The following is a 24,456-nucleotide window of genomic DNA, read 5'->3' as shown; positions in this document are numbered from 1 at the left end:
CGGCGCGTTGCGACATCCGCGCCTTGAAGTGAACCGAAGCGCAGCCTGACACGTGTCGTTATCAGAGGGTTTGGGAGGTGATCGAGTGCCCGATATTGCTGGCAGATCGGCACCCGAAGCCGCCTTGATGAAGGCCCTTTACGACGAGCACGCGGCGGCGTTGTGGCGATACGCGCTGCGGTTGTCCAGCGACCGGAACCGAGCCGAAGACGTTGTTCAGGAGACGCTGTTGCGGGCCTGGCAGCATCCCGAGGTGTTAGACGACACCGACGGCACTCACCGGTCGGCGCGTGCGTGGCTGTTCACGGTCGCTCGCAACATGATTATCGATGAGAGCCGAAGCGCCCGGTTCCGCAAGGAAGTTGGCTCGTTGGACACGGCTCCCGAGCGGGCAGGCCCGGATGACGTGACCGCGGCGTTGGACCGGATGCTGATCGCTGACGCGATGGCGCAGTTGTCGCCGGAGCACCGCGCGGTGATTTACCGGTCGTATTACAAGGGTTGGACCACCGCGCAGATCGCCGCAGAGCTGGAGATTGCCGAAGGGACCGTGAAGTCGCGGCTGCACTACGCCGTTCGAGCGCTGCGGCTCACACTGCAAGAGTTGGGGGTGACACGATGACGGCGCTACAACCGCCGGGAGCGCCCGGCGACGGATCACCCGGCTACGGCAGCCATGAGTACGCGATGTGGGACGCGGCCTACGTCCTGGGGGCACTATCGGCCGCCGACCGGCGCGAGTTCGAGGCGCACATCAGCGGCTGCCCGTCATGTCGCGAAGCCGTCGGTGAATTGGGCGGCATACCCGCGTTGTTGTCGCAACTCGATGGCGATCAAATGGCCGCGATCGCCTCGGATGACGATGCACCGGAGACGCCGCAGCTGCGACCGGAAGTCCTGACATCGCTATTGGCCGCGGTTCGCTGGCGGCGGCGCCGTTCGCACGTGATGACCTCGGCCGCTGCGGCTGCCGCCGCGGTCGTGCTGGCGATCGGGGTTTTTGTTGGGGTCGCGGGTCATTCCCCGACATCCTTGCCACCGCAGGCCAGCGTGTCGGCGCTGCCGATGGCGCAGGTTGGGACGACCGCGCTGACCTCGACGGTGTCGGTCAGCAGCGAGCGCTGGGGAACCTTCATCGATCTGCAGTGTGTCTGCCTGGCACCGGTGAATGCCCGCCACGACAGGCTGGCGATGGTCGTGGTGGGTCGCGACGGCAGCCGCACCCAGTTGGCCACCTGGGTGGCCGAGCCCGGGCATACTGCGACGCCGGCCGGCAGCATCTCGACATCGGTTGACCAGATCGCCGCAGTGCAGGTGGTGTCTGCCGACAACGGCCAGGTGCTGCTGCAGCGCGCGCTGTGAATTCCGGCGGCTACCGGCCGCCCATCCAGCTGTGGAATCGGTTATCCGGGTCGTAGATCGAGCGCACCTGATCCAGCCGCGCCAGGTTCGCGTCGGCGATGAATTTCGCCGGTCGCCGCGCGAGGTTCTCGTCGGCGAGTGCGATGCCGGTGGCCAAGTGCGACATCGCCGCCATGTTGGAACTCGCCCAGTCGCCGTAGCGTTCGTCGTCGGCCGGATCCGGCCAGGCGGTGTAGAGCGCGAGGTAGATCTCGTCCTCCAGGCCGTAGACCATGTCCGCACGATCGGGGGACGGCTGCCATCCCGCGAAGACGAACTGCGACGGGTGCGGTGGCATCGTTTCGATGATCTTGCGGATACCCGGTAGCAGCTCTTCGGCGGACGCCGAAGTGAACATGCTGTCCGCGATATAGCGGTGGCCCGCTGGGCAATTGGTCATCACCGCGGCATACCAATTGGCCAAGGTTGTGGGCGCATACGGCAGGTTGACGATCGACCGATCGGCGACCGGGCAGCTGCCCAGCGGCGCAAGGGCTTTCATCGCCTCGTCCTCCGAATCGGCAAACACCGGCGCGGCGATGGTGATGCCGGGGTGATTGAGGCCGGTGCCCGGGAAACTGCGGCAGGTGATCATTTGCAGTTCGACGCGGTCGTCGAGCTCGGCACAGACCGAGCGTCCCCAGGTGAACACCTCGTCGGCAACATCGATGGGATACATGTACAGGCAGGTGCCCCAAACCGGCGGCCGCCGGTGAATGCGCAAGCTGAAGGAGGTGACCACGCCGAAAAAGCCTGGCCCCGAGCCGCGGGCGGCCCAGTACAGGTCCGGGTGGTGCTCGGGATCGCAATGGATCTGCTCGCCGTCGGCGGTGACCACCTCCAACCCGAGCACGCTCTCACATGCCGGTCCGACCACCTTGCTGTTCCAGCCGTAGCCGCCTTGCAGCAGAAAGCCACCGAGGCCGATGCCTTCGCAATGTCCGGCCGGGAAGAAAAGCCCCACGGCGTCGAGCTCGAGCGCGAAGTCGCTCGCGGCCTTGCCGGGTCCGACGCGCGCGACCATCGCATCCGTGTCGACGATGCAGTGATCGAGGCGACTGACATTCAGCAGCAGGCCGCCGTCGCGCAAATGACTGGCCGTCCAGCTGCGCCCGCCCGAACATACGCCGACCTGGTGGCCGTTGGCACGCGCATAGCGGATCGCTTCGACCACGTCGTCGCTGTCATTGGCCAGCACGATCGCATCGGGAAAGCGTTCCGGCACTAAGCCGTTCCATACGGAGCCGCGGCGGGCTGGTTCATATCCGTCCATACCGCGCAAGAAGATCTGCACCCGTGTTTCCTTTCACCGAGCTGCGGCAACGCAATGTTCAGCGCGGCTGCTGAGGTAGGCCGCGACCTCGCCGGCGAGCGGCGTGGCGCCGCGACGGATCGCCCGCAGCGGGCCGCTGGGCGGAATGCCATACCCGATGGCGAACAATCCGTCACCAAGGTGGCAGGCGAACCCGCCACGCGGATCGCCCCGCCCGTCCAGGACCCCCAGGTGACCGACCAACGGCTCGAGGTCGGTGGAAAACCCAGTGGCGGCGATGATTACGTCCGGCGACAGCGACGTACCGTCCGCGAGAATCACGTCACCCGTTGCAATTCGCTGCACCGCAGCTACCACCGCAACGCGCCCGGCGCGCACGACATCGACCAGCTCGTCGGCCAGGGTGGGGATGCGCCCGGACAGCTCGACCGTCGCCTTCAGCCCAAGCGGGGGTTGGTGGAATCCGTAGCCCGACAGGTCACCAAACAGTAAGCGGTTGAGGCGTGTGATCAGCGGATCGATCATGCGCGCCGGGACCGGAGCAAACAGTTCCAGAAAGACATCTGACGGCAGACCGCCGATCGAACGGCGCACCAGGTGCGGCGGGGTTCGTACGGCAAGCCAGATTTTGCCGGCGCCGCCGCGGGCGAGCTGGACGGCGATGTCGGCGGCCGAGTTGCCGGCGCCGACTACCAGGACATCGCGCCCCCGGTACGGGCGCGCGTTGCGGAAGTCGGCTGAGTGAACGAGTTCGCCGGTGAAGCCCGCGACGCCCGGCCACGGCGGAACCGTAGGTGTGCAGTACCGGCCAGTGGCGAGAACGGCGGCGGCTGACCGGGTTTCGCCCCGTGATGTATCGAGCAGCCAACCGTCTGGAGTCCGGTCGATACGGTTGACCGCACACCCGAGCACCGGCGTGATGTTTTGTGTTCGCACGTATCGGTCGAAGTAGCGGACCATGTTGTCCTTCGTCGGCCAACGACCTGCGCCCAGCGGGATCCGTTGCCCGGGAAGATGTGACAAGTAGCCGTTCGTGTTGAGGCGGAAGTTGTCGTAGCGCGCGTGCCAGGACGCCGCAGGCGTCGTCGCGCGGTCGATGACGAGAGCCTCGATCCGATGCCGATGACCAAGCTCACGAGCGACGGCGAGGCCTGCTGGCCCCGCACCGATGACAACGACGTCCTGAGTAGTGAACAACTGGCGCATGACCCCCTATTCACGGGCCCCCTGCGGTAACACGGTCTAGATCCGCGTGCGGTTCACCGGTGCACGGCCACTGACCGCCGGCGCTGATTGAACTTCTTGTCGCCGTCAAGCGTGTTGGCAGTAGGAGGTGTGTGTTGACGGGCGAACCGCTTCGCGTTGTGGTTGTCGGTGGCGGTGTGGCCGGCGTTTCCATCGCCCGCGGATTGTTGCGCGACGGGCATGATGTCACGCTCTTCGAGCGGCGGCCGCAGCTGACGGCCGGTGGTGGCGCAGTGACCATCTGGTCCAATGGCGCGACGGTGCTGCGTCAGCTGGGCGTCGATATGGACGGCACCGGTCAGCTGTTGTCGGTGGTGCGGGTGTTGACATCCACTGGTCGCCCCTTGGCGACTTTGGACTTGACCGCGATCGAGGACCGGCTCGGGGCACCCGTCCGGATGGTGCCACGCCGGGTGCTGCTGGAACGGCTGCTGAAAGGGTTTCCGGCCGAACGCATCCGGTGTGACGCTCGCGCGGTCGCCGTGGTCAGGACAGCTGGCGGAGCGGTGGTCGAATTCGACGACGGCGGCCGTGCCGAAGCAGATGTGGTGATCGGCGCCGACGGCTTGCACTCGATGGTTCGAAAGACCCTGGGCGCGCCGCACGCGACATCCACCGGGTGGTGCAGCTGGCAGGGGCTGGTCACCCTCACCGACATACCCGACAACCACGCCGCGCTGATGATGATCGGCGAACACGGCAACCTCGGACTGTGGCCGGCCGGGGGGTGCGATCTGCAGTGGTGGTTCGACCTGCCGTGGTCGCCTGGCTTCGTCCGACCGGGTCGTCCGATCGAGGAAATCCGCTCGCACTTCAGTGGGTGGTCTGATTTGGTCGACCGCGTCCTGGAGACACTGACCGATGCGGACCTCGCCCCGTCCCCGTTTCCGCATTATCGACACCCGATTCCCCGCCGCGGTGACGGCGCAGTGACGTTGCTCGGCGACGCCGCACACACGATGCCGCCCACCTTGGCGCAGGGAACCAATCAGGCGCTGCTCGACACCATGGTGTTGTGCAAGGCCATCTCGGATTTCGGGAGCGGCGATCTGTGCGCCGCCTTGCGCTGGTATGAGAACACCAGGCGACCGAAGGTCAAGGCCGTGTCCTGGGTGACCACGCAGCAGGTGTCTCGCAGCGAGCCGATGCTGCGGCCGGCGGCGTTGATCTCCGACCGGTTTATGACGTGGGCGCTGACGACGTTTCTGGGTTGGGCAAGCCACCGCCGCATGGCCGCGCAGATCAGCAGAGAAGTCGCGGCCGCCAACCTGAGCGTCGAACTGTCGAGGTGATGTGATGTCCGTGACGGCACCGCCCGCCGGGTTGGCTCGCGCCGTCGAATGGCTCCGCCACCACCTGTATCGGGTACATCAACGGCTGACACCTGCCCCGGCAGCGATGATGGAGATGATCATCGCGACCTGGGCATCGCAGGCGATCACGGTGGCGGCCCAACTCGGTGTCGCCGATGAGCTGGCCGATGGGCCGCTGCCGATCGACGAACTGGCCGCCCGAGTGGGCGCAGACGCGGACGCGCTGCGTCGGCTGTTGCGGGCGTTGATCGGCCGGGGCATCTTCCGGCGCCGGCGCGACGGCCGCTATGAGCTGAATGCGCTTGCGGCGACGCTGTGTTCCGACGCGGCGGTGTCGATGGTGTGGGCGGCGCGGTTCTACGGCTCGACCGAGCAGCGCGAACGATGGACGCTGTTATTGGACTCGATCCGAACCGGCAACGCGGTTGTCCCGGCCCTGCACGGCAAGCAGAGCTTCGACTACTTCGCCGAGCACCACGAGCACGCCGAACTCTTCAACCAGACCATGACGAGCGTTTCGCAGCTTACGGACGCACCCGTCGTCGCCGCTTACGACTTCGGTGCCTTCCCCACGATCGTCGACGTTGGCGGCGGGCAGGGGCCGCTGCTGGCCGCCATCCTGGCGGCGGCGCCGGCGTCGCGGGGCGTTCTTTACGACCTGCCCGGTGTCGTCGCGGGTGCCGAGGAGCTGTTGCGTGAGCGCGATGTCGCCGGGCGGGTGCAGATCGTGGCGGGGTCGTTTTTTGACGACGTTCCGGGCGGAGCTGACGCGTACGTGCTCAAAAACATCATCCACGATTGGCCCGACGAGAAGGCGGTGCAGATCCTGCGCAACGTTCGCGCGGCGGCCGGGCACCGGGCCACGGTACTGCTGATCGAACTGGTGATCCCTGACCACGACCGTGATTTCCCAGGAAAGTGGGTAGACCTGGAGATGCTGCTGAATCTGGGCGCCCGCGAACGCACCGCGGTCGAGTATCGAGACCTACTCGGCCAGGCCGGGTGGCGGTCGACCAGGGTGGTGCAAACCGCCTCACCACTGTCCGTGGTGGAGGCCGTACCCGCCTGAACGGCGAAGCGATGAACTCAAAGCGTCCGCGAGTCGTCTATCAGATATGCCTAGCACGTACCGGGTGGTCGATTACCTCGTCGGGCAGCTCGCGGCCATCGGAGTCACCCACATCTTCGGCGTGGATGGCGCCAACATCGAAGACCTTTACGACGCCGCATATTTTCGGTCGGACATCACGGCGGTGCTGGCGAAGCATGAGTTCTCGGCGGCGACGATGGCAGATGGGTACAGCCGCAGCGGGGCCGGCTTGGGGGTGGTGGCGGCAACTTCGGGCGGTGGTGCGCTCAACCTCGTTCCCGGACTTGGGGAATCGCTGACCAGCCGGGTTCCGGTGCTGGCATTGGTGGGTCAGCCGGCCACGGCGATGGACGGGCAGGGCAGCTTCCAGGACACGAGCGGCCGCAATGCCTCGCTGGATGCCGAGCGGTTGTTTTCGTCGGTGTCGCTGTTCTGCCGAAGGGTACTGACACCCGGCGACATCGTTGCCGCGTTGCCGGCGGCACTGGCGGCAGCGCGCACGGGTGGGCCGGCGGTACTGTTGCTGCCCAAAGACATTCAGCAAGACACGATCGGCATCAACGGCCACCGCTGTGATCTTGAACGGCCGCGTTCCATTGGCGATCCGCATCCGATCGTGCGGGCAGTGCACCAGGCGATCGGGCCGGTCACGATCATCGCCGGTGAGCAGGTGGCCCGCGACGACGCGCGAAGCGAACTGGCGGCGCTGCGGGCGGTGCTGCGCGCGCGGGTGGCGTGTGTGCCCGATGCCAAGGATGTCGCGGGGACACCGGGTTTCGGGTCGTCGTCGGCGCTCGGAGTCACTGGTGTGATGGGTCATCCCGGGGTCGCGGAGGCGGTCGCCCGCAGCGCGCTGTGCCTGGTAGTGGGTACGCGGCTGCCGGTGACCGCGCGCGCCGGGCTCGACGATGCGCTGGCCGGAGTGCGCACGGTGTCGATCGGGTCCGCGCCGCCGTACTTTGCCTGCACCCACGTGCACACCGACGATCTGCGGGCATCGTTGCGACTGTTGACCAGCGCGTTGACCGGGCGTGCGCGGCCGATCGGTATCCGGGTACCTGATGCGGTGTTGCACAAGGAACTTTGCCCGCCTTCGTTCGACGGGCCGGGGGTGCGCTACCGCGATGCGATGATCGCGCTCGACCGGGCGCTGCCCGACGGGGTGGACATCGTCGTCGATGCCGGCAACACCGGCGCGGCCGCGATCCACTATCTGCCGACGCGGCGCGAAGGCCGATTCATTGTCGCGCTTGGTATGGGCGGCATGGGCTACAGCTTCGGCGCCGGCATCGGCATGGCATTCGCCCGTGGCCGGCGGGTCGTGGTCGTCGCCGGGGACGGGGCTTTCTTCATGCACGGCACCGAGATACACACCGCGGTGCAATACCGGCTTCCGGTGACGTTCGTGTTATGCAACAACAACGCCCACGCCATGTGCGTGACCCGCGAGCAGTTGTTCTATGACGATCGATACAGCTACAACCGATTTGCGCCAAGCAATCTCGGGGCTGGCCTGGCGGCGATGTTTCCCGGACTGATATCCGTCGACGTCACCGCCGTCGACGCGTTCTCGTCGGCGATGAGCACGGCACTCGATGTCGACGGGCCATCGGTGGTCAGCGTCGAGTGCGCAGCCGACGAAATCCCGCCGTTCGCGCCATTTCTGGCTCGGCCGACGACCAGTTTGTCGGCGGCTCAGCTGCATTCAACCACGAAGGAGAGCCGCACCCATGTCGCTGTCAGCGCTTGATGATATTGCCGAACCCATCGAGGGAGTGGTGCGCATCGAGACCGCGCCGTTGGAGCAGACCGCCCCGATCTTCATGGCGAAGATGCGGTCGGTGTATCCGCACGACGAGGTCTTCGGTCAGTACTGCACGGTCAATGACTACGTCGACTGCCCTCCCGACGAGCTGTTCGCCTGGTTGGCCGACACCCGAAGTCTCGAGGAGTGGACCTATACCCTGCGCGACTTCACTCCGACTGATGAGCCTGGGCTCTGGCAGGCCTACGACCGGTTACTGCCGGACACCAAGATCTACACCCGAACCGTGGCCAACGCCGATGCCCGTACCGTCGACTACCACTGCGCCTGGGACCAGGGCAGGCACCTGTGGATGATCTATCTGATGCGGGTGCTGGACGCGCAGGTGGTGCTCGACAAGCCGGGATCGGTTGTGCTGTGGACCAATTGCCGACATCCGTTCTATGACCACAACCCACATCCGGAAACTGTCCCGCCAGGCCGCACGGGCTGGGTGGGCGACTTCTGGGACTTGTTCGGCGCCGGCCATGGCCTGGAGTTGAACAACCTCAAGACGATCGCCGAATACCGTCACCGCAGTGGCCTCCCGGTCATTCCGGCCTGGATGAGATGAGCGCCTCATGAGCCCACCCGCTGTCAGCCTGGCCGATGTTTCCAGCTATCTGCCCGGCACGCCGATCGGCGCGGATTACTACGCTGAATTCGCTGAATCCGACGCCCTGCGTGACAATCTCATGTTTCGCGCACCCAAGCTTCGCCACCACGTCGCGCCCGACGAGACCGCGATCGACATGGTCGAACGGGCCTGTGCGGGGCTGATAGAACGCCATGGCCGGGAAGCCGTCGAAGACGTCGAGGTGCTGATCACCCATACTCAGCTGCCAGATATGCCGTTTTACGGCGCAGGCGGCGGGGTCGCGCACCGGTTGGGTATGCGACCGTCGTGGGTGCTGGACTTGCACAACGGCGGGTGCGCGGCATTCGTGTTGGCACTGAAGGTGGCTCGTCAACTGTTGGCCACCGGGGAAGGACGGACGGCGCTCATCGCGATCGCGCAGAACGCGGCGGGTCAGGTGTTCGACCAGCCCGGGGTCCGCGGCAAGGCGCAGGCGTCGGTTCCCGGCGACGGCGCCGCGGTCGGCCTGGTCACGGTATCGGACCAGTCGCACATCCTCGATGCGGAGTGCCGCACCTACGGTGAATACGCCGGCGACATGACGTACACGATTGACCCGCCACGCAAGTACTGGCAGCCCGGATCCGGCGAAGGCTGCATCGGTTTCACCGACAGCAAGATCGCCAAGGTGCTCGCTCGCGGCAACCGCCAGGTTCCGGAACTGGCATTGGCCGTGTGTGACCGAATAGGTCTGGTGTCCAAGGATATCGACCTGCTCGTCACCAACCAACCCAATCGGGTGTTCCTGCGGAACTGGCGCGAAGCACTCGAGGTGCCGGAATCGCGACACCTCGATACCTTCGATGAGTGCGGCAACCTGTTCGGTGCCGCCATCCCGGTGAACCTTGATCGCGCGATCAGTAGCGGACAGATCGCGGCCGGCGACGTGGTGCTGATGGCGGCCTTCGCACACGCGGGTGACTTCGCCGGCGCCGCGGCCATCCGATGGGGCGGACGCAACTGATGGCGACGGTGGCGGACCCGGTGTCCAGTGAGGCGCTGCCAAACCCAGTCGACCCACTTGCCTTGTCGTTGAACGAGAACCCGTTCCCGCCGTTGCCTTCGGTACGGTCGGCGTTGATCCGCTCGATCGACGCGGCCAACCGGTATCCGGAGTTTTTGCCGCAGCAGCTGCGGCGAGTGATCGCCGGACATATCGGTGTGGCGGAAGCCCAGGTGGTGCTCGGCGCCGGTGCGACCGGTGTGGTGATGCAGCTGCTCCAGACGATGACCGCGCCCGGCGATTCGATCGTCATGGCTGCACCGACGTTCGACGGGTATCCGATTTTCGCGCAGCTCGCCGGTTTGCGCCCGGTGATCGTTCCGCTCGACAAGCACGGACACCACGACCTGGAGGCCTTCGCCGATGCCGCCGTGAACGCCCGGGTGGCCGTGCTATGCCGGCCGCACAACCCGACCGGCACCATCGAACCCGTCGCCGACGTGCTGCAGTTTCTGCGCCGGATACCGGCGGACACGATCGTCGTGCTCGACGAGGCTTATATCGAGTTCACGGCAGCCGAGCATCGAATCGACGCGGCGACGTTGATCGCACGTTTCCCGAATGTGGTTGTGGTGCGGACATTCTCCAAAGCGTACGGATTGGCGGGGTTGCGGATCGGTTATGGACTCGGATCGACCGAGCTCATCCAGACATTGTGGACCAGTCAGCTGCCGTTCGGCATGGCGATTACCAGCCTGACGGCAGTCACCGCGTCCTATGATGCCGAAGGCCAACTGCTCCAGCGGATCCGGCTCATCACTGCCGAACGCCGGTATCTGCGGATGCGGCTATCCGCGGTGGGGATCTACAGCACCAACTCGCATGCGAACTTCTTGTACCTGCCGTCGAGGGATCGGCCCTGGCGCGAGGTGTTGGGCGGCGGCGGTCTGCAGATTCGTTGTTACGCCGACGGCGGCGCGCGCATCACCGTTGGTGCCCGAGAGTCCACCCTGGCGGTGTTGGCCGCGATGTGAAAGTCGGCGCGATCGCGCCGAAGTGCGGTAAGAAGGGGCGTGGCCGCTTCCGATAACCGTGACCCGATCGCGGCGGCGCGGACCAACTGGGAGCGCGCCGGATGGGGCGACGTGGCCCAGGGCATGGTCGCGGTGACCTCGGTGATGCGGGCCCACCAGATCCTGCTTGCCCGTGTCGAGACCGCCTTACGCCCCTATGACTTGAGCTTTTCCCGGTTCGAGTTGCTGCGCCTGTTGGCGTTCACCCGCACCGGCGCGCTGCCGATCACCAAGGCTTCCGACCGGCTGCAGGTCCACGTCACCAGCGTCACCCATGCGATCCGGCGACTGGAAGCCAACGGGCTGGTGCAACGGATTCCGCACCCCACCGACGGGCGGACCACGCTAGTGCAGATCACCGACTTGGGCCGCTCGACGGTCGAAGACGCCACCGTCACGCTCAACAAGCAGGTGTTTGTCGACATCGGGATGTCGGACGCGGACTCGCAGGCGTTGGTGTCATCGATCGAGACGTTGCGGCACAACGCCGGCGACTTTTGATGCGGGGCTTTGGCGCTGCACCGTTGGCGCGCGCACCCCTTGGCGCGAGCGTGCGTGTTCCCGGGTTTTATTGCGGCGTGTCGGCCGGAGACACGCACGCTCGCGCCGGAGAGGTGCTCACGCGATAAGTGACGGCAGCGGGATCGTCGCGGTGACTGCTGTCCCGGTGCCGGGCCGCGACCGGATGTTCAGCTGCCCACCGACCAGCTCGGCCCGTTCGGACATCGACAGCACCCCGTAGCCGCCCATCTCGTCGCCGCCCAGCGGATTCTCGAAGGTGTCGAAACCGACTCCGTCGTCGACGATTTCCAGCCGGGCGATCTCGTCGTCCACCGCGAAGCGCACCCGGGCCATGGTGGCGTTGGCGTGTTTGACGATGTTTTGCAAGCCTTCCTGCGCGATGCGGTACAGCGCGAGCTCGATGTGCTCGGGCAGCCGGGTATCGGAGAGGTCGAGCTCCAGATCCATGTGCGGCATCGATCGGGCCAGGCTGGCCAGGCCGCCGGCCAGGCCGAGATCGTCGAGAACGGGCGGACGCAGTCCGCTGATCGCCGCGCGCGCTTCCTGCAGGGTCAGCCTGACGAGTTCGCGGGCTTCGTCGAGTTGTTCGGAGGCTTCCGCCGGGTCGTCGCCGAGCGCCCTCGCCGCGGCGTCGAGCCGGTAGGACAAGGTGATCACCCGTTGCGAAATCCCGTCGTGGATGTCACCGGCCAGCCGGCGACGCTCGATTTCCTGCGCCTCGATCACCTGCTCGACGAACAACTCGTGCGAGCGTTCCCGGGCCACCAGCCGGCGATGCAACCGGGCCTGATGCATCGCCCCGGCGATCAGCCGGCCGATGACCCGCAACAGCTCGACGTCACCGTCGGTGAATTCGCGCCGCGCGACAGTGTGCACGTTGAGCACGCCGACCAGGCCGCCGGGATCGGTTTCCATCGGCACCGACACCATCGAGGTGAAGTCGCGTCCCCGCAGCGATTGGATCGGCAGATACCGCGGGTCGGCTTCCTTGTCGTGGGTGATCACCACGGGTTCGCGGTGGCTGGCCACCCACCCCGATACCCCGGACCCCAACGGCAATCGGATCTTTCCCACCTGACCGTCGAACGGTGGTGTCGCGCCGGCCAGCGTCAGTGAGCGCTCGCTGTCGTCGAGCACGTGAACGAAGCACACGTCGGTGCCGGTGGCCGCGGTGATCATCCGCGCCGCCGCTGCGGCCAGGGGTTCGACGCCGGGGCCGCTGGAGGCCGCCTGAATGAGTTCGCGCAGCAGCGCCAGTTCGCGGTCGGCGTCGACGATGTCGCGTACCGCGTTGGACGGCCGGATGCGCTCGGTCACTGGTAAATACCCTCGCGCAGGGCGGTCGCGACGGCGCCGGTCCGATCGGTGACACCGAGCTTGCGGTAGATCGAGCGCAGGTGGCTCTTCACGGTTTCCTCACCGATGACGAGCTTGTTGGCGATGCCGCGGTTGGACAGCCCGGTCACCATGTAGGACAGGATCTCGCTTTCGCGCTGGGTCAATCCCTGGCGCGCACCCGGCCAGAATTCGTCGCGTTGCAATCGGGCCGCGGTGTCCGCTGCACGGGCGGCCATGCCGGGGTCGATCACTGTTTCCCCGTGGTGGGCCAACTCCAGCTGGCGCACCAACTCGTCGCTGCTGATGCTTTTCAGCAGGTAGCCGCACGCACCAACCCGCAGGGCCTGGAAGAGGTACTGCTCGTCGTCGTATACCGACAGCATGACGACCTTGCGGTCGGGGTCGCGTTCACGCAACTGCAGGCACAGGTCCAGTCCACTGGCGCCCTGCATGCGCACGTCGCACAGCACGACGTCGGGTTGCAGATCGTCGATGACGCCGACCGCGCGTTCGGCGCCGACGGCTTGGCCGACCACCTGCACCCTGTCCTTGAACGCGGTCAGCATCGCCTTGAGACCTTCGATGACCATCTCATGGTCGTCGACAAGCACGAGGCGAACCGGCGCGGCGCCGGACCCGATGTCGGAAGGCCCCATGGCACCACCCTAAAGCCCCGGTGAGCACGGCGAAGGCAACATGGCCGGTCGCAGTTAGTCACGCCAATCCCCCTAATGGGGGACGCCCGGCCGGGCCGCGGCCGGGAAGCTATCAGCATGCAAACCACGACGCACGGCGCGCGCCCGCGACGGACGTTCTGGTGGGATCGGGCCCGTCCGGTCGACGCTGACGTCCAACCGCTGCGTGCGGTGATCTTCGACGTGGACGCCATGGCCGACATGGATGGCGAGCCCAGAGCCGGGCTGATCGACCTGGTCATGAGTTTGTTCGTGGCCGGGATTTGGGTCGGCGTAGTGAGCACCCGCCGCCGGGCATGGACCGAGACGCTGGTACGGCAGCTCGTCGGCGAGGGGCTGCTGGAGACCTTGGTGACTGTCGACGACGTGGATCGGCCCGACCGGGCCGCTGAACTGTACCGGTTGGCGTTGTGGGAGCTTGGGATCACCGCTGAGGACGCGGTGGCCGTCACTGGTTCGGGGCAGGGGCTGCGCACGGCGAGGGCCGCGGGCCTGCCGGCGGTAGCGCTCACCGCCGGTGACGCCGCCGGCCACTGGTTAGCCGGTGCCGCCGAGATCCGCAGCGGATATGAGGACGGTGACCCGCTGCTGGCGGCCGAGTGCCAGCAGCTGCACCGGCGCTGGTGGATTGCGCAAAAGCGCGGCGAGGCCTGCCGCGAGACAGAAGTTAGGGCTGTGGTTGGGGCCGAATCACGACCGTAGTTTCTGTTTCGCGACGATGCTGCTTAGCCATTGCGCAGCAGCTCGATCACCGCGCTGAAGTCCTTATCGGCGTGGTCGGTTGCGAAGCCGGCGTAGATCTCCGCGGCGTGACTGCCCAACGGCGCGGCTGAACCGGTCGAGGCCACCGCATCCATCGCCAGGCCAAGGTCCTTGTTCATCAACGCGGTCGCGAAGCCCGGTTTGAAGTCGTGGTTGGCCGGTGACGTCGGCACCGGGCCGGGTACCGGACAGTTGGTGTGCACAGCCCAGCAATTGCCGGTTGCGCCGGTGATCACGTCGAACAGCGACTGGGCTGACAGCCCGAGTTTCTCGGCCAACACGAACGCCTCGCCGATCGCGATCTGCTGCACGGCCAACACCATGTTGTTGCAGACTTTGGCGGCTTGACCCGCGCCGGCTGCGCCGCAGTGAATGATCTTGCGCGCCATGGGTTCCAAAATCGGATTCGCCTGTTGGAGGGCGGCCTCGTCGCCACCGACCATGAAGGCCAGCGTGCCCGCGACGGCACCCGCCTCGCCGCCGGAGACCGGCGCGTCGAGCTGGGTGACGCCGTGTGAGCCGGCCAGCGCGTGCACCTCGCGCGCGTCGTCGACCGAGATCGTGGAGCTGTCGATGAACAGCGCGCCCGGTTTAGCGGCGGGCAGGATGTCGGCGTAGCAGCGTTTGACCGCATCGCCATGGGGCAGCATGGTGATGACGACGTCAGCCTCGGCCACCGCGGCGGCGGCGCTGTCGAACACCGCGACGCCCTTGCCGGCGGCGGTCGTGCACGCAGCGGTCACCGGGTCGAAGCCGCGCACGGTATGGCCGGCGGCAGCGAGATTCGCCGACATCGGTCCGCCCATGTGGCCCAGGCCCAGAAACGCGATCGTCGACAACTTCCCGCCTTTCTACGCGCCGGCGCGGACCCGGGCGGCTTCTGCCCGGCCGATGACCACCCGCATGATCTCGTTGGTGCCCTCCAGGATGCGGTGCACCCGCAGATCGCGGACGATCTTTTCCAGACCATACTCGCGCAGATAGCCGTAGCCGCCGTGCAACTGCAGCGCCTTGTCCGCCACGTCGAAGCACGCGTCGGTGACATACCGCTTGGCCATCGCGCACAACTCGACTTTGTCCTCGGCATCGTCGTCCAGCGCAGTAGCCGCACGCCACAACAGCATTCGCGAGGTCTCCAGCGCGGTAGCCATATCAGCCAAGGTAAACCGGATCGTCGGCTCGTCGAGCAGGACATTGCCGAACGCCTCGCGATGCGCAAGGTAGGCGGCCGCCTTGTCGAATGCGGCCTGCGCCCCGCCGAGTGAACAGGCGGCGATGTTGATCCGGCCGCCGTTGAGCCCTTTCATCGCGATGCCGAAACCGGCGCGTTCGCCCTCGGCGCCGCCCAGCATGGCGTCGGCGGGCACCCGCACCTCTTCCAGCACCACCTGCGCCGTCGGCTGCGCGTTCCAGCCCATCTTTTCCTCGTGGGGACCGAAACTCAGCCCGGCACTGCCCTTCTCGACGATAAAAGCCGAGATGCCGCGGGGGCCCTCGCCGCCCGTGCGTGCCATCACCACGTACACGTCGGAGGCGCCCGCCCCCGAGATGAACTGCTTGACACCGTCAAGGACGTAATCGCCGCCCTGCTTGACAGCACGGGTGCGCAAGGCGCTGGCGTCCGAGCCGGCATTGGGTTCGGTCAGGCAGTAGCTGGCAACGACGTCCATCACAGCCAACCGCGGCACCCAGGCCTTGCGCTGCTCGGCGGTGCCGAAGGTGTCGATCATCCAGGCGCACATGTTGTGAATGGACAAGAAGGCAGCCGTCGTCGGGTCGGCGATCGCCAGCTGCTCGAAGATCCGCACCCCGTCAAGCCGTCGCAGCGCGCTGCCGCCCACGTCGTCGCGGCAGTAGATCGCCGCCATGCCGAGCTGCGCCGCCTCACGCAGCTCGTCGACCGGGAAGTGTTGGCTTGCATCCCATTCCAGGGCGTACGGCGCCAGCCGCTTGCCGGCGAACGCGGCCGCTGTTTCGGTGATCACCCGCTCGTCGTCGTTGAGTTCGAAGAATGGCATTCTGCAGCTACTTCATTGTGGGGATGACGAATTCGGCACCGTCCTTGATGCCCGACGGCCAGCGTGAGGTGACGGTTTTGACCTTGGTGTAGAACTGGATCGAGGCCGGCCCGTGCTGGTTGAGGTCGCCGAAGCCGGAGCGTTTCCAACCGCCGAAGCTGTGGTAGGCCACCGGAACCGGGATCGGCACGTTGACGCCGACCATGCCGACCTGCACCCGGGAGGTGAAGTCGCGGGCGGTGTCGCCATCGCGGGTGAAAATCGCCACCCCGTTGCCGTATTCGTGTTGAGAGGGCAAGGCTAGAGCCTCTTCGTAATTCGTGGCCCGGACGATGCACAACACCGGCCCGAAGATCTCGTCGGTGTAGATCGACATGTCCGCGGTGACGTGATCGAACAGTGTGGGGCCGATGAAAAACCCGCCCTCGAGGTTGGCGTCACCGAATGCCAGGTCATCGCTGGCACGCTCACGCCCGTCGACGACGAGGTCGGCGCCGGCGGCCACGCCCTGGTCGATGTAGTCGCGCACCCGGTTGAGAGCGGCGCCGGTGACCAGCGGGCCGTAGTCGGCTTTGGGGTCCAGACTGTGCCCGACGCGCAGGTTGTTGATGCGCTCAACGAGCCTGCCGCGCAGTCGGTCAGCGGTCTGTTCGCCGACCGGCACAGCGACGCTGATGGCCATGCACCGCTCACCGGCGCTGCCGTACCCGGCACCGATCAGCGCGTCGACCGCCTGATCCAAGTCGGCATCGGGCATCACGATCATGTGGTTTTTGGCCCCACCGAAGCATTGCGCACGCTTGCCGGTACCCGTCGCCGTGGCATAAATGTACTGGGCGATGTCCGAGCTGCCGACAAACCCGACCGCGGTGATATCGGGGTGGGTCAAGATCGCGTCGACGGCTTCCTTGTCGCCGTGGACCACCTGGAACACCCCGGGCGGCAGGCCGGCCTCGACGAACAACTCGGCCAGGCGTACCGGCACCGACGGATCGCGCTCAGACGGTTTGAGAATAAAGGCATTCCCACACGCCAACGCCGGTCCCGCTTTCCACAGCGGGATCATCGCCGGGAAGTTGAACGGGGTGATGCCGGCCACCACGCCCAACGGCTGGCGCAATGAGTACACGTCGATGCCCGGTCCGGCGCCCTCGCTGTATTCACCCTTGAGCAGATGCGGGATGCCGACGGAAAACTCGATCACCTCGATACCGCGCTGAATGTCGCCGCGGGAATCGGCCAGTGTCTTGCCGTGCTCCAACGACAGCAGTTCGGCCAGTTCGTCGACATTCTGGTTCACCAACTCGATGAACCGCATCATCACCCGGGCGCGCCGTTGCGGATTCCAGGCCGTCCAATCGCGCTGCGCCTGGGCCGCCGAGGCCACCGCCGCATCGACGTCGGCTTTGCTCCCCATCGGCACCAGCGACTGCACTTGGCCGGTGTTGGGGTCGAATACCTCCGCGGCGCGACCGGACTGCCCGGCGCAGCGTTGGCCATCGATGAAATGCGAAATTTGAGCGGTCATGGCAGCCCTCGGCTAACAGAGAAGAACGAGTGGATACTAGGACATCCTAGTAATGATCCGGGGTGCGTGGCAAGCCGGGACAAACAGCGGCCTCAGTAGATTCGGTTGCGTGACCTCTGATGCCGCCGACCGAGTCATCGAGTTGTACGAGCGTCATGCAGGCGCCTGGTCGCGGGATCGTGGCGAGTGCGTACCCGAAGCACGGTGGCTGGATCGTTTCCTGGCGCTGCTGCCACCTGATGCCGCTGTGCTCGATGTCGGATGCGGATCCGGCGTGCCGGCTCGATACCTGATCGAACAGGGCTGCCGGGTGACGGGGGTGGACTCCTCTACCACCATGATCGCGATGTGCCGGAATCGCCTCCCCGAGCAGAATTGGCATGTCGCTGACATGCGGATGTTGGCTCTGGAGTGCACGTTCAACGGAATACTTGCCTGGGACAGCTTCTTTCACCTGCCGCCAGTTGATCAGCGCCATATGTTTTCGGTCTTCAAGCGGCACGCAGCGCCTGGGGCGGCGCTGATGTTCACCACCGGTCCAGCCCACGGCGAGCGGATTGGCAGCTATGCGGGCGAGCCGCTGTATCACGCAAGCCTCGACAGTGCCGAATATCGCGCACTGCTCGATTCGTATGGGTTTCGAGTAGCAGCTCACGCAGTCGAAGACCCGACCTGCGGACTCCATACCATCTGGCTTGCACTGCTTGAATAGGAGCATGGCTGCGATCACTCGGCGGACGGTATTGGCAGGTGCTGGGACGGCAGCGGGCGCTGCCGCGTTGGGATTCGGCGGATACGAGCTGTTGCGCAAGCCAGGACCGAGCGAATCGTCGATGGCCGGTGGCAACAAACCCAACATCCTGGTGATCGTCGTCGACCAAATGCGCACGCCACAGTGGTTTCCGCAGCGCGGGCAACTCAACGCCATGCTGCCCAATATCGGTCGATTGCAGAGCAGCAGCGTTTCTTTCGAGTCGCACTACACCGCGTCGAACATGTGCACCCCTTCGCGCGGAGTGATGACCACCGGCCTGTACTCGCATCAAACCGGATGTTTGTTCACCGGCGAGGGGCCCAGCGAGTCGACGCTTGCCCCCCGGTTTCCGACCTGGGGCACCATGCTGCGTCAGCAGGGCTATGCGACGTGGTGGTGGGGCAAGTGGCATCTGGGCCAGGCGGGTGATTCGACGCCGGAAGGGCTCGAGGAGCACGGCTTTTCCGGCGGAACCTTCCCCTCGCCGAACGGTTCGCCCAACCAGGGACTGCAGAAAGACCCAGGCATCGTCGACCAGTTCTGCCAATGGTTCGACGACAACGCCGGCACCGGCCCGTGGTGTACGACGGTCTCGCTGGTCAACCCGCACGACATCTGCTGGTGGCCGAAAAGCCCATTGCCCGAGGATGTCCCGCACTGGTTCGACACCGCGCCGGTGAACTTCGAAACACCCGAGGACTTGCGTCGCCGGGGCAAGCCACAACTGCAGATCGACTATCTGAACTTCATGTCTCCGCTGCTGACCGGGATGCTGTCGTATTCGGGGCCGGATGCTGCACGCCAGTGGGCGCGCTGCCTGGACATGTACCTGTGGCTGCAGCAGCAGGTGGACGCCCAGATCGGGCGCGTGCTGGACAAACTGGCCTCACGCCGCGAAATCGACCGCAACACCGTGGTCGTCTTCACGTCCGACCACGGCGAATACGGCGGCTCGCATGGCTTGCGCGGCAAGGGCGCAGCGGCTTACGACGAGTCGATCCGGGTACCGCTGTACATTCGTGACCCGCAGGGGCGCCTCACACCCAGCCCCGGCGACACCCGAACGCAGCTCACCTCCAGCGTCGACTTGGCCGCGCTGCTACTGACCATCGGGTATGGCGGCGACGGATGGCGCGCCGAACCCCGCTACTCGTATCTGGCGAGGCGTGCGGATCTGGCCGCCATCGCCAGAAACGCAGCCGCGCAGGGGCGGCCATGGATCGCGCACGTCACCGACGATATGTCAGTCGAGGAGATGACGACCTTGTTGAAGTCGCCGGACATCCGTGCGGTATTCGGGACGGGCGAGTTGCCGACCGACATTCCCACGTCTGCGCCGAATCACATTGTGGCCGTGCGAACCCAGGACGCCAAGCTCAGCATGTACTCGTACTGGAAGCCCGGTGGCATGGACATCGACACATCTCGACAGATCGAGCGGGAACTCTACGACTACTCAACGCCGTTGGGCCGTCAGGAGATCGACAATCAGGCCGGCCGCAACGGCAAGCAGTCCGCGTTGCAGGCTCTCATCGACCACGAGGTGCTGCCCGAAGTGCGGGCTCCGCTGCCGGCCTTCCTCAACGACGCGCAGGAACAGGGTCTTGCCGATATGCGTGAGCTGGTCTCCCGTCGCGGAGGCTGACACCGCCCTTTACCTCCGACAACGTCGTGTTGCGGTGAACTTCTCGCCGACTTCCCGCGTGTAAGCAGTAGGAGGTTTTGCGATGAGTTCGATGCTGATGGTCTACATTTCGCTGGGCGCGCCGCTCGCCGGGATGGCGCTGCTGAAGTTGCAGGCGCGACTCGAACGTTGGGCCTACACCCGTCACGCCGACGATTAACGATGGGCCCTAGGACTTGTCCTGTAGTCCCTCGATGAAGGCGCGGGTCGCCTCCCAGGTGGGTAGCAGTCCGGCAGCGCTGACTTCCTCGAGGGTGGGAGCCGCGGCGTCACGCTCCGACAGCACCAGTTCGCTGCCGCCGGGCCAGTCGATTCCCAGCGCTGGATCGGTGGGGCAGATGGTGTGTTCGCGTTGCGGGCTGTATTCCGACGAGCACAGGTACATCACTGTCGAGTTGTCCTGCAACGCAAGGAATCCGTGCGCAAGTCCCTCCGAGATGTAGATCGTTCTGCGATCGTGGTCATCGAGTAGTACTGAATCCCACCGCCCGAAAGTCGGTGAGCCCACCCGGATGTCGACGACGACGTCGAAGACCGACCCGGACACGCACGTCACATACTTGGCCTGGCTCGGGGGCAACTGGGCGAAATGCAGGCCGCGCAACACCCCTGCTGACGAGACGGAACAGTTGGCCTGCTGCAGATTGAAGTGGTGGCCGGCGAACGACGTGAAATCCCGGTCGGTAAGCCACTCGAAGAAGAATCCCCGGGAGTCGGAGTGGAGTTGCGGAGTGATCTCCCATGCACCTGGGATGTCGAGTTCACGAATCTTCATGTCACTGACCGCGCTGGTCGTAGCGGGCCTCGACGGCGTCCTTCAACGGCCCCCACCAGGACTCGTTGGCGCGATACCAGTCGATGGTGGCGCGCAGACCGTCCTCGAAGTCAGTATGCTTTGGCGCCCAGCACAATTCGTCATGCAACTGAGAGGGGTCGATGGCGTAGCGCAGGTCGTGGCCGACACGGTCTGTCACGTGATCGAAGTCGTCGGGATCGCGGCCCATCATCTGCAATATTGTCCGCAGCACCGACAGGTTGTCGCGTTCGCCCTCCGCACCGATCAGATACGTCCGTCCCGGTCGGCCGGCTTCGAGGATCCGCCGGACCGCGGCGTTGTGATCGTCGACATGGATCCAGTCCCGCACATTGGCTCCGCGGCCGTACAGCTTGGGGCGCCGTCCGGTCAGCAGGTTGGTGATTTGGCGGGGAATGAATTTCTCCACGTGTTGATACGGCCCGTAATTGTTCGAGCAGTTCGAGATCGTTGCGCGCACACCGTAAGAGCGCACCCAGGCACGCACCAACATGTCAGCGGCAGCCTTGGTCGACGAGTAGGGGCTCGACGGGTTGTAGGGGGTGGATTCGGTGAACCGTCGTGGGTCGTCGAGTGCGAGGTCGCCGTAGACCTCGTCAGTCGAGATGTGGTGCAGGCGCACATCATGGCGGCGGACCGCTTCGAGAATGGTGTACGTGCCGATCACGTTGGTGTGCAAAAACGGCTCTGGATCGGCCAGCGCGTTGTCCACATGGGTTTCGGCGGCGAAATGCACGACCGCGTCGGACTCGGCGACCAACTGGGAAACCAGTTCGGTGTCGGTGATGTCGCCTTCCACCAGCCGGATGTCGTTGTCGACGGGGGCCAGCGATTCTCGGCTGCCGGCGTAGGTCAGCGCGTCGAGCACCGTGACCACGTCCTCGGGGTTTTCCCGTACCGCGGCGTGCACGAAATTGGCGCCGATGAAGCCGGCGCCACCGGTCACCAGTAGCCGCATGCCGCAACCCTAACCGAGCAACGATCGCCTGGTGCGGAGCCGGTGAGGCCCGCTGCCTAGGTGCGGGACGTCAAGCCAAGCGCTGTGGCGAGTTCGGTCAGCGCTTCGAGCAGCTGCTCGGGCCGCGTCAGCACCTGGATCGCCACGTGGTCGGCACCGGCCTGCAGATGCTCGTCGAGGCGAGCGGCGATGGCGTCGGGGGAGCCGTGGGCGACCAACGCGTCGATCAGTTTGTCGCTGCCGGGCTCGCGGACGTCTTTCTCGGTGAATCCCAGCCGGTGCCAGTTGTTCACGTAGTTGCTCAGCCCGAGGTAAAAGCCGACGCTCTTGCGGCCGACCCGCCGGGCCTCCTCGGCGTCAGCGGTCCACACCACCTTGTGTTCGGGCGCCAAAAACACCGCGTTGCCCACCAGCTCGCGGGCCTGCGCGGTGTGCTCGGGCGTGGTCAGATACGGGTGAGCGCCGGCACTTCGCTGCGCCGCCAGCGCGAGCACCTTCGGTCCCAGCGCCGCGATAACTCGCCGACTGGTCGGCACCGTTGCGGCGTCGAGTTCGTCGAGATAGCTCACCAGCGCCTCGTATGGCCTGTGGTACTGCTGACTGTGTTCCGGGTGTCCCACCCCAACGCCGAGCAAAAACCGCCCCGGGTAAGCCTTTTCGATGCGCTGATAGGACTCGGCGACGGTCGCTGCCGGCGACGACCAGATATTGATGATCCCGGTGGCCAGTTGCAGCGAGGTGGTCTGCGCGAGCGCGGGCTCCACCCACGACAAGTCGGCGTCCGGTGATCCGCCGATCCACGCCGCGCCATAGCCCAGCGATTCGATCTGGTTGGCCAGGTCGGGGGAGATGCTGCGGGTGCCCAACCACACGCCGTAGCGGCCCAGGTCGGGTTTGAGGGAAACGGCCTCGGTCATCTGCGTCCTTGTCGTGTGTCTGTCGCCGCGCTCAGGTGGGGGTCAGCTCTAGCGCGCCGGCCAGTTCGGCCAGCGCCGGCACCAGCTTGTCAGGTCGGGTCAGCACTTGGATAGCGACGTGGTCGGCGCCGGCGGCGACGTGTTCGTTGATTCGTGCCGCGATCGCCGCGGGAGTGCCGTAGGCGACCAGGGCATCGACCAGGCGGTCGCTGCCCGGGCGGGTGACGTCGTCGTCGGTGAACCCGATCCGTTTGAAGTTGTTCAAGTAGTTGGCCAGGTTGAGGTAGATGTCGAGGGCCTTGCGCCCGACGGCTCGTGCGCTATCGGCATCCGTGGTCAACACCACTTTGTGCTCGGGTGCCAGTAGTGCCGACGGGCCGAGCAGCTCGCGGGCCTGCGCGGTGTGTTCGGGGGTGGTCAGGTACGGATGCGCGCCGGCGCTGCGCTGTGCCGAGAGTTTCAAGACCCGCGGGCCCAGCGCGGCCACCACCCGACGCTCGGCCGGCACGCCGTAGTCGTCGAGGCGGTCCAGGTATTCCACCAGCGCGTCGTAGGGCTTGCGGTATTCGCTAATGGCTTCGGGGTGGCCGACGCCGATGCCGAGCAGAAAGCGACCCGGGTAGGCCTTGTCGATGCGGTGAAACGACTCGGCCACCGGCTTGGCCGGCGCCGACCAGATATTGACGATGCCGGTGGCCACCTGCAGCGTGGTCGTCTGCTCGAGGATGGGCTCCACCCATTCCAGCTCGGCCGGCGGTGAGCCACCCACCCAGACAGTGCCGTAGCCCAGCGCCTCGATCTCCCTGGCTTGCTGTGGGGTGACGCCGCGGCCGAAGGATCCGAAACGACCGAGGTTGGGCTTGGTTGCTGCTGCTGCGTCCGTCATGGTGGCTCCAACCTGCGGTCCGGTGTCGCTATTCCGGCCCCGGTGAGACGCTCGCGGCGATTTTGGCCAGGCCGAATGAGCGAGTATCGTGGAGCAACGGTGCGTCATCCGCGCTGGCTTTTTTGCGTGCCCAGTCCTAGGAATCTCGGAATTTTCCTAACACCGGCTCACGTTTCAAGTCGAGCGAATGCTGCGCTGATTCGGGCGCACACCCGGACGAAACCAATGACGAGGATTTCTGGAAGGTTATGGCCAAGAAGGACGGTGCCATCGAGGTCGAGGGCCGCGTGGTCGAGCCCCTGCCCAACGCGATGTTTCGCATTGAGCTGGAAAACGGCCACAAGGTGCTTGCCCACATCAGCGGCAAGATGCGGCAGCACTACATCCGCATCCTGCCCGAGGACCGGGTGGTAGTGGAGCTGTCTCCCTACGACCTGTCTCGGGGCCGCATCGTGTACCGATACAAGTAACAAAGCCCGACCCCTACCAGCGAGAAGACAGAACAGGATCGAAACAGCCGTGAAGGTGAACCCGAGCGTCAAGCCGATCTGCGACAAGTGCAGGGTGATCCGCCGGCACGGGCGGGTCATGGTGATCTGCTCCGATCCGCGCCACAAGCAGCGCCAGGGCTAGAGCGGCGATCGCAAGCGCGGCACAGCCGGGCGCTTCACAACTGAATGCAGACCTCCCAGCACCAGTGAGCGGATAGGCCGCTCATCCACGCCCGGAACGGAGGCCGGGCCCCGGAGCAGTCAGCCGGGAACGGACTGGGATCAGACCTCCGCGAAGAAAAGAGGAACG

At 65.8% G+C, this 24,456-nt stretch carries 25 protein-coding genes; 14 read left to right on the top strand and 11 right to left on the bottom strand.

Features of this window, described 5'->3' with window-relative positions; all coding sequences use genetic code 11:
* Positions 1–127: 127 nt before the first annotated feature.
* Positions 128–622 carry a sigma-70 family RNA polymerase sigma factor gene (locus tag AC5Y49_RS14975; RefSeq protein ID WP_499888811.1) on the top strand — a complete coding sequence of 165 codons (495 nt, stop codon included), beginning with the start codon at positions 128–130 and terminating at the stop codon, positions 620–622.
* Entirely contained in the window at positions 619–1,362 is a 744-nt protein-coding gene (locus tag AC5Y49_RS14970) for an anti-sigma factor family protein (RefSeq protein WP_499888254.1), read from the top strand. Before AC5Y49_RS14975 ends, AC5Y49_RS14970 begins: the two co-directional genes overlap by 4 nt.
* 10 nt (positions 1,363–1,372) lie before the next feature.
* Here AC5Y49_RS14970 and AC5Y49_RS14965 read toward each other — a convergent pair whose 3' ends face one another.
* Both AC5Y49_RS14965 and AC5Y49_RS14960 read right to left on the bottom strand, forming a co-directional pair.
* Entirely contained in the window at positions 1,373–2,674 is a 1,302-nt protein-coding gene (locus AC5Y49_RS14965; protein WP_499888810.1) for an FAD-binding oxidoreductase, read from the bottom strand.
* Between the two features lie 33 nt (positions 2,675–2,707).
* Positions 2,708–3,880, bottom strand: coding sequence for a flavin-containing monooxygenase (locus AC5Y49_RS14960; protein WP_499888251.1), 1,173 nt, complete (start codon positions 3,878–3,880; stop codon positions 2,708–2,710).
* Positions 3,881–4,014: 134 nt separating this feature from the next.
* Here AC5Y49_RS14960 and AC5Y49_RS14955 point away from each other — a divergent pair, with 134 nt between their 5' ends.
* The 7 genes from AC5Y49_RS14955 to AC5Y49_RS14925 are packed head-to-tail and all read left to right on the top strand — an operon-like array spanning position 4,015 to position 11,280.
* Complete coding sequence (locus AC5Y49_RS14955) at positions 4,015–5,211, top strand: FAD-dependent oxidoreductase (protein ID WP_499888249.1); 1,197 nt, start codon at positions 4,015–4,017, stop codon at positions 5,209–5,211.
* Positions 5,212–5,215: 4 nt separating this feature from the next.
* Complete coding sequence (locus tag AC5Y49_RS14950; protein WP_499888248.1) at positions 5,216–6,301, top strand: methyltransferase; 1,086 nt, start codon at positions 5,216–5,218, stop codon at positions 6,299–6,301.
* A 46-nt stretch (positions 6,302–6,347) separates the two neighbouring features.
* Entirely contained in the window at positions 6,348–8,072 is a 1,725-nt protein-coding gene (locus AC5Y49_RS14945) for a thiamine pyrophosphate-binding protein (RefSeq protein ID WP_499888246.1), read from the top strand.
* A complete protein-coding gene (locus AC5Y49_RS14940; RefSeq protein ID WP_499888245.1) occupies positions 8,053–8,700 on the top strand; it encodes an SRPBCC family protein in 648 nt (215 codons plus the stop codon). Before AC5Y49_RS14945 ends, AC5Y49_RS14940 begins: the two co-directional genes overlap by 20 nt.
* 7 nt (positions 8,701–8,707) lie before the next feature.
* On the top strand, positions 8,708–9,727 hold the full coding sequence (locus AC5Y49_RS14935) for a 3-oxoacyl-ACP synthase III family protein (protein WP_499888243.1): 1,020 nt from the start codon (positions 8,708–8,710) through the stop codon (positions 9,725–9,727).
* Complete coding sequence (locus AC5Y49_RS14930; protein ID WP_499888240.1) at positions 9,727–10,740, top strand: pyridoxal phosphate-dependent aminotransferase; 1,014 nt, start codon at positions 9,727–9,729, stop codon at positions 10,738–10,740. Before AC5Y49_RS14935 ends, AC5Y49_RS14930 begins: the two co-directional genes overlap by 1 nt.
* Before the next feature lie 39 nt (positions 10,741–10,779).
* Positions 10,780–11,280, top strand: coding sequence for a MarR family transcriptional regulator (locus tag AC5Y49_RS14925; protein WP_499888238.1), 501 nt, complete (start codon positions 10,780–10,782; stop codon positions 11,278–11,280).
* Between the two features lie 117 nt (positions 11,281–11,397).
* Here AC5Y49_RS14925 and AC5Y49_RS14920 read toward each other — a convergent pair whose 3' ends face one another.
* Together AC5Y49_RS14920 and AC5Y49_RS14915 are read right to left on the bottom strand one after the other, a co-directional pair.
* Complete coding sequence (locus AC5Y49_RS14920; protein WP_499888237.1) at positions 11,398–12,618, bottom strand: GAF domain-containing sensor histidine kinase; 1,221 nt, start codon at positions 12,616–12,618, stop codon at positions 11,398–11,400.
* The gene (locus tag AC5Y49_RS14915; RefSeq protein ID WP_499888235.1) at positions 12,615–13,295 is read right to left on the bottom strand and encodes a response regulator; all 681 of its coding nucleotides are present in this window, start codon (positions 13,293–13,295) and stop codon (positions 12,615–12,617) included. Before AC5Y49_RS14915 ends, AC5Y49_RS14920 begins: the two co-directional genes overlap by 4 nt.
* A 117-nt stretch (positions 13,296–13,412) precedes the next feature.
* Between AC5Y49_RS14915 and AC5Y49_RS14910 the strand changes: the two genes are divergently transcribed.
* Positions 13,413–14,036: an HAD family hydrolase gene (locus tag AC5Y49_RS14910; protein WP_499888233.1), complete on the top strand. Its 624-nt coding sequence runs from the start codon at positions 13,413–13,415 to the stop codon at positions 14,034–14,036.
* Between the two features lie 23 nt (positions 14,037–14,059).
* On the opposite strand, the gene mmsB is transcribed toward AC5Y49_RS14910, so the two are convergent.
* From mmsB to AC5Y49_RS14895, 3 genes are read right to left on the bottom strand one after another with little or no spacing between them, the layout of a single operon-like run.
* Positions 14,060–14,935, bottom strand: coding sequence for a 3-hydroxyisobutyrate dehydrogenase (gene mmsB, locus AC5Y49_RS14905; RefSeq protein ID WP_499888231.1), 876 nt, complete (start codon positions 14,933–14,935; stop codon positions 14,060–14,062).
* Positions 14,936–14,947: 12 nt separating this feature from the next.
* The gene (locus AC5Y49_RS14900; protein WP_499888229.1) at positions 14,948–16,114 is read right to left on the bottom strand and encodes an acyl-CoA dehydrogenase family protein; all 1,167 of its coding nucleotides are present in this window, start codon (positions 16,112–16,114) and stop codon (positions 14,948–14,950) included.
* Positions 16,115–16,121: 7 nt separating this feature from the next.
* Positions 16,122–17,642: a CoA-acylating methylmalonate-semialdehyde dehydrogenase gene (locus AC5Y49_RS14895; RefSeq protein WP_499888228.1), complete on the bottom strand. Its 1,521-nt coding sequence runs from the start codon at positions 17,640–17,642 to the stop codon at positions 16,122–16,124.
* 109 nt (positions 17,643–17,751) lie between these two features.
* Here AC5Y49_RS14895 and AC5Y49_RS14890 point away from each other — a divergent pair, with 109 nt between their 5' ends.
* On the top strand, positions 17,752–18,354 hold the full coding sequence (locus AC5Y49_RS14890) for a class I SAM-dependent methyltransferase (protein WP_499888226.1): 603 nt from the start codon (positions 17,752–17,754) through the stop codon (positions 18,352–18,354).
* A gap of 4 nt (positions 18,355–18,358) precedes the next feature.
* Positions 18,359–20,041 (top strand): sulfatase-like hydrolase/transferase, encoded by a 1,683-nt coding sequence (locus AC5Y49_RS14885; protein WP_499888224.1) that lies wholly within the window; start codon positions 18,359–18,361, stop codon positions 20,039–20,041.
* A 208-nt stretch (positions 20,042–20,249) separates the two neighbouring features.
* On the opposite strand, the gene rfbC is transcribed toward AC5Y49_RS14885, so the two are convergent.
* Genes rfbC through AC5Y49_RS14865 form a run of 4 tightly spaced genes read right to left on the bottom strand, consistent with a single transcriptional unit; the run spans position 20,250 to position 23,655 of the window.
* The gene (rfbC, locus tag AC5Y49_RS14880) at positions 20,250–20,855 is read right to left on the bottom strand and encodes a dTDP-4-dehydrorhamnose 3,5-epimerase (RefSeq protein ID WP_499888222.1); all 606 of its coding nucleotides are present in this window, start codon (positions 20,853–20,855) and stop codon (positions 20,250–20,252) included.
* 1 nt (position 20,856) lies between these two features.
* Positions 20,857–21,852, bottom strand: a complete 996-nt coding sequence (rfbB, locus tag AC5Y49_RS14875) for a dTDP-glucose 4,6-dehydratase (RefSeq protein WP_499888220.1) — start codon at positions 21,850–21,852, stop codon at positions 20,857–20,859.
* A gap of 56 nt (positions 21,853–21,908) precedes the next feature.
* Complete coding sequence (locus tag AC5Y49_RS14870) at positions 21,909–22,769, bottom strand: LLM class F420-dependent oxidoreductase (RefSeq protein WP_499888218.1); 861 nt, start codon at positions 22,767–22,769, stop codon at positions 21,909–21,911.
* Between the two features lie 31 nt (positions 22,770–22,800).
* The gene (locus AC5Y49_RS14865; RefSeq protein WP_499888217.1) at positions 22,801–23,655 is read right to left on the bottom strand and encodes an LLM class F420-dependent oxidoreductase; all 855 of its coding nucleotides are present in this window, start codon (positions 23,653–23,655) and stop codon (positions 22,801–22,803) included.
* A gap of 248 nt (positions 23,656–23,903) precedes the next feature.
* On the opposite strand from AC5Y49_RS14865, the gene infA reads away from it, so the two are divergent.
* Entirely contained in the window at positions 23,904–24,125 is a 222-nt protein-coding gene (gene infA / locus AC5Y49_RS14860; protein ID WP_003418601.1) for a translation initiation factor IF-1, read from the top strand.
* A gap of 49 nt (positions 24,126–24,174) precedes the next feature.
* Entirely contained in the window at positions 24,175–24,288 is a 114-nt protein-coding gene (gene rpmJ, locus AC5Y49_RS14855) for a 50S ribosomal protein L36 (RefSeq protein WP_003879483.1), read from the top strand.
* The last annotated feature ends 168 nt before the right edge of the window (positions 24,289–24,456 follow it).

This window comes from Mycobacterium sp. NGS62, assembly GCF_059812285.1.
Note: the sequence above shows the minus strand (reverse complement) of the source record. Positions and strands in the feature narration are given on the sequence as shown.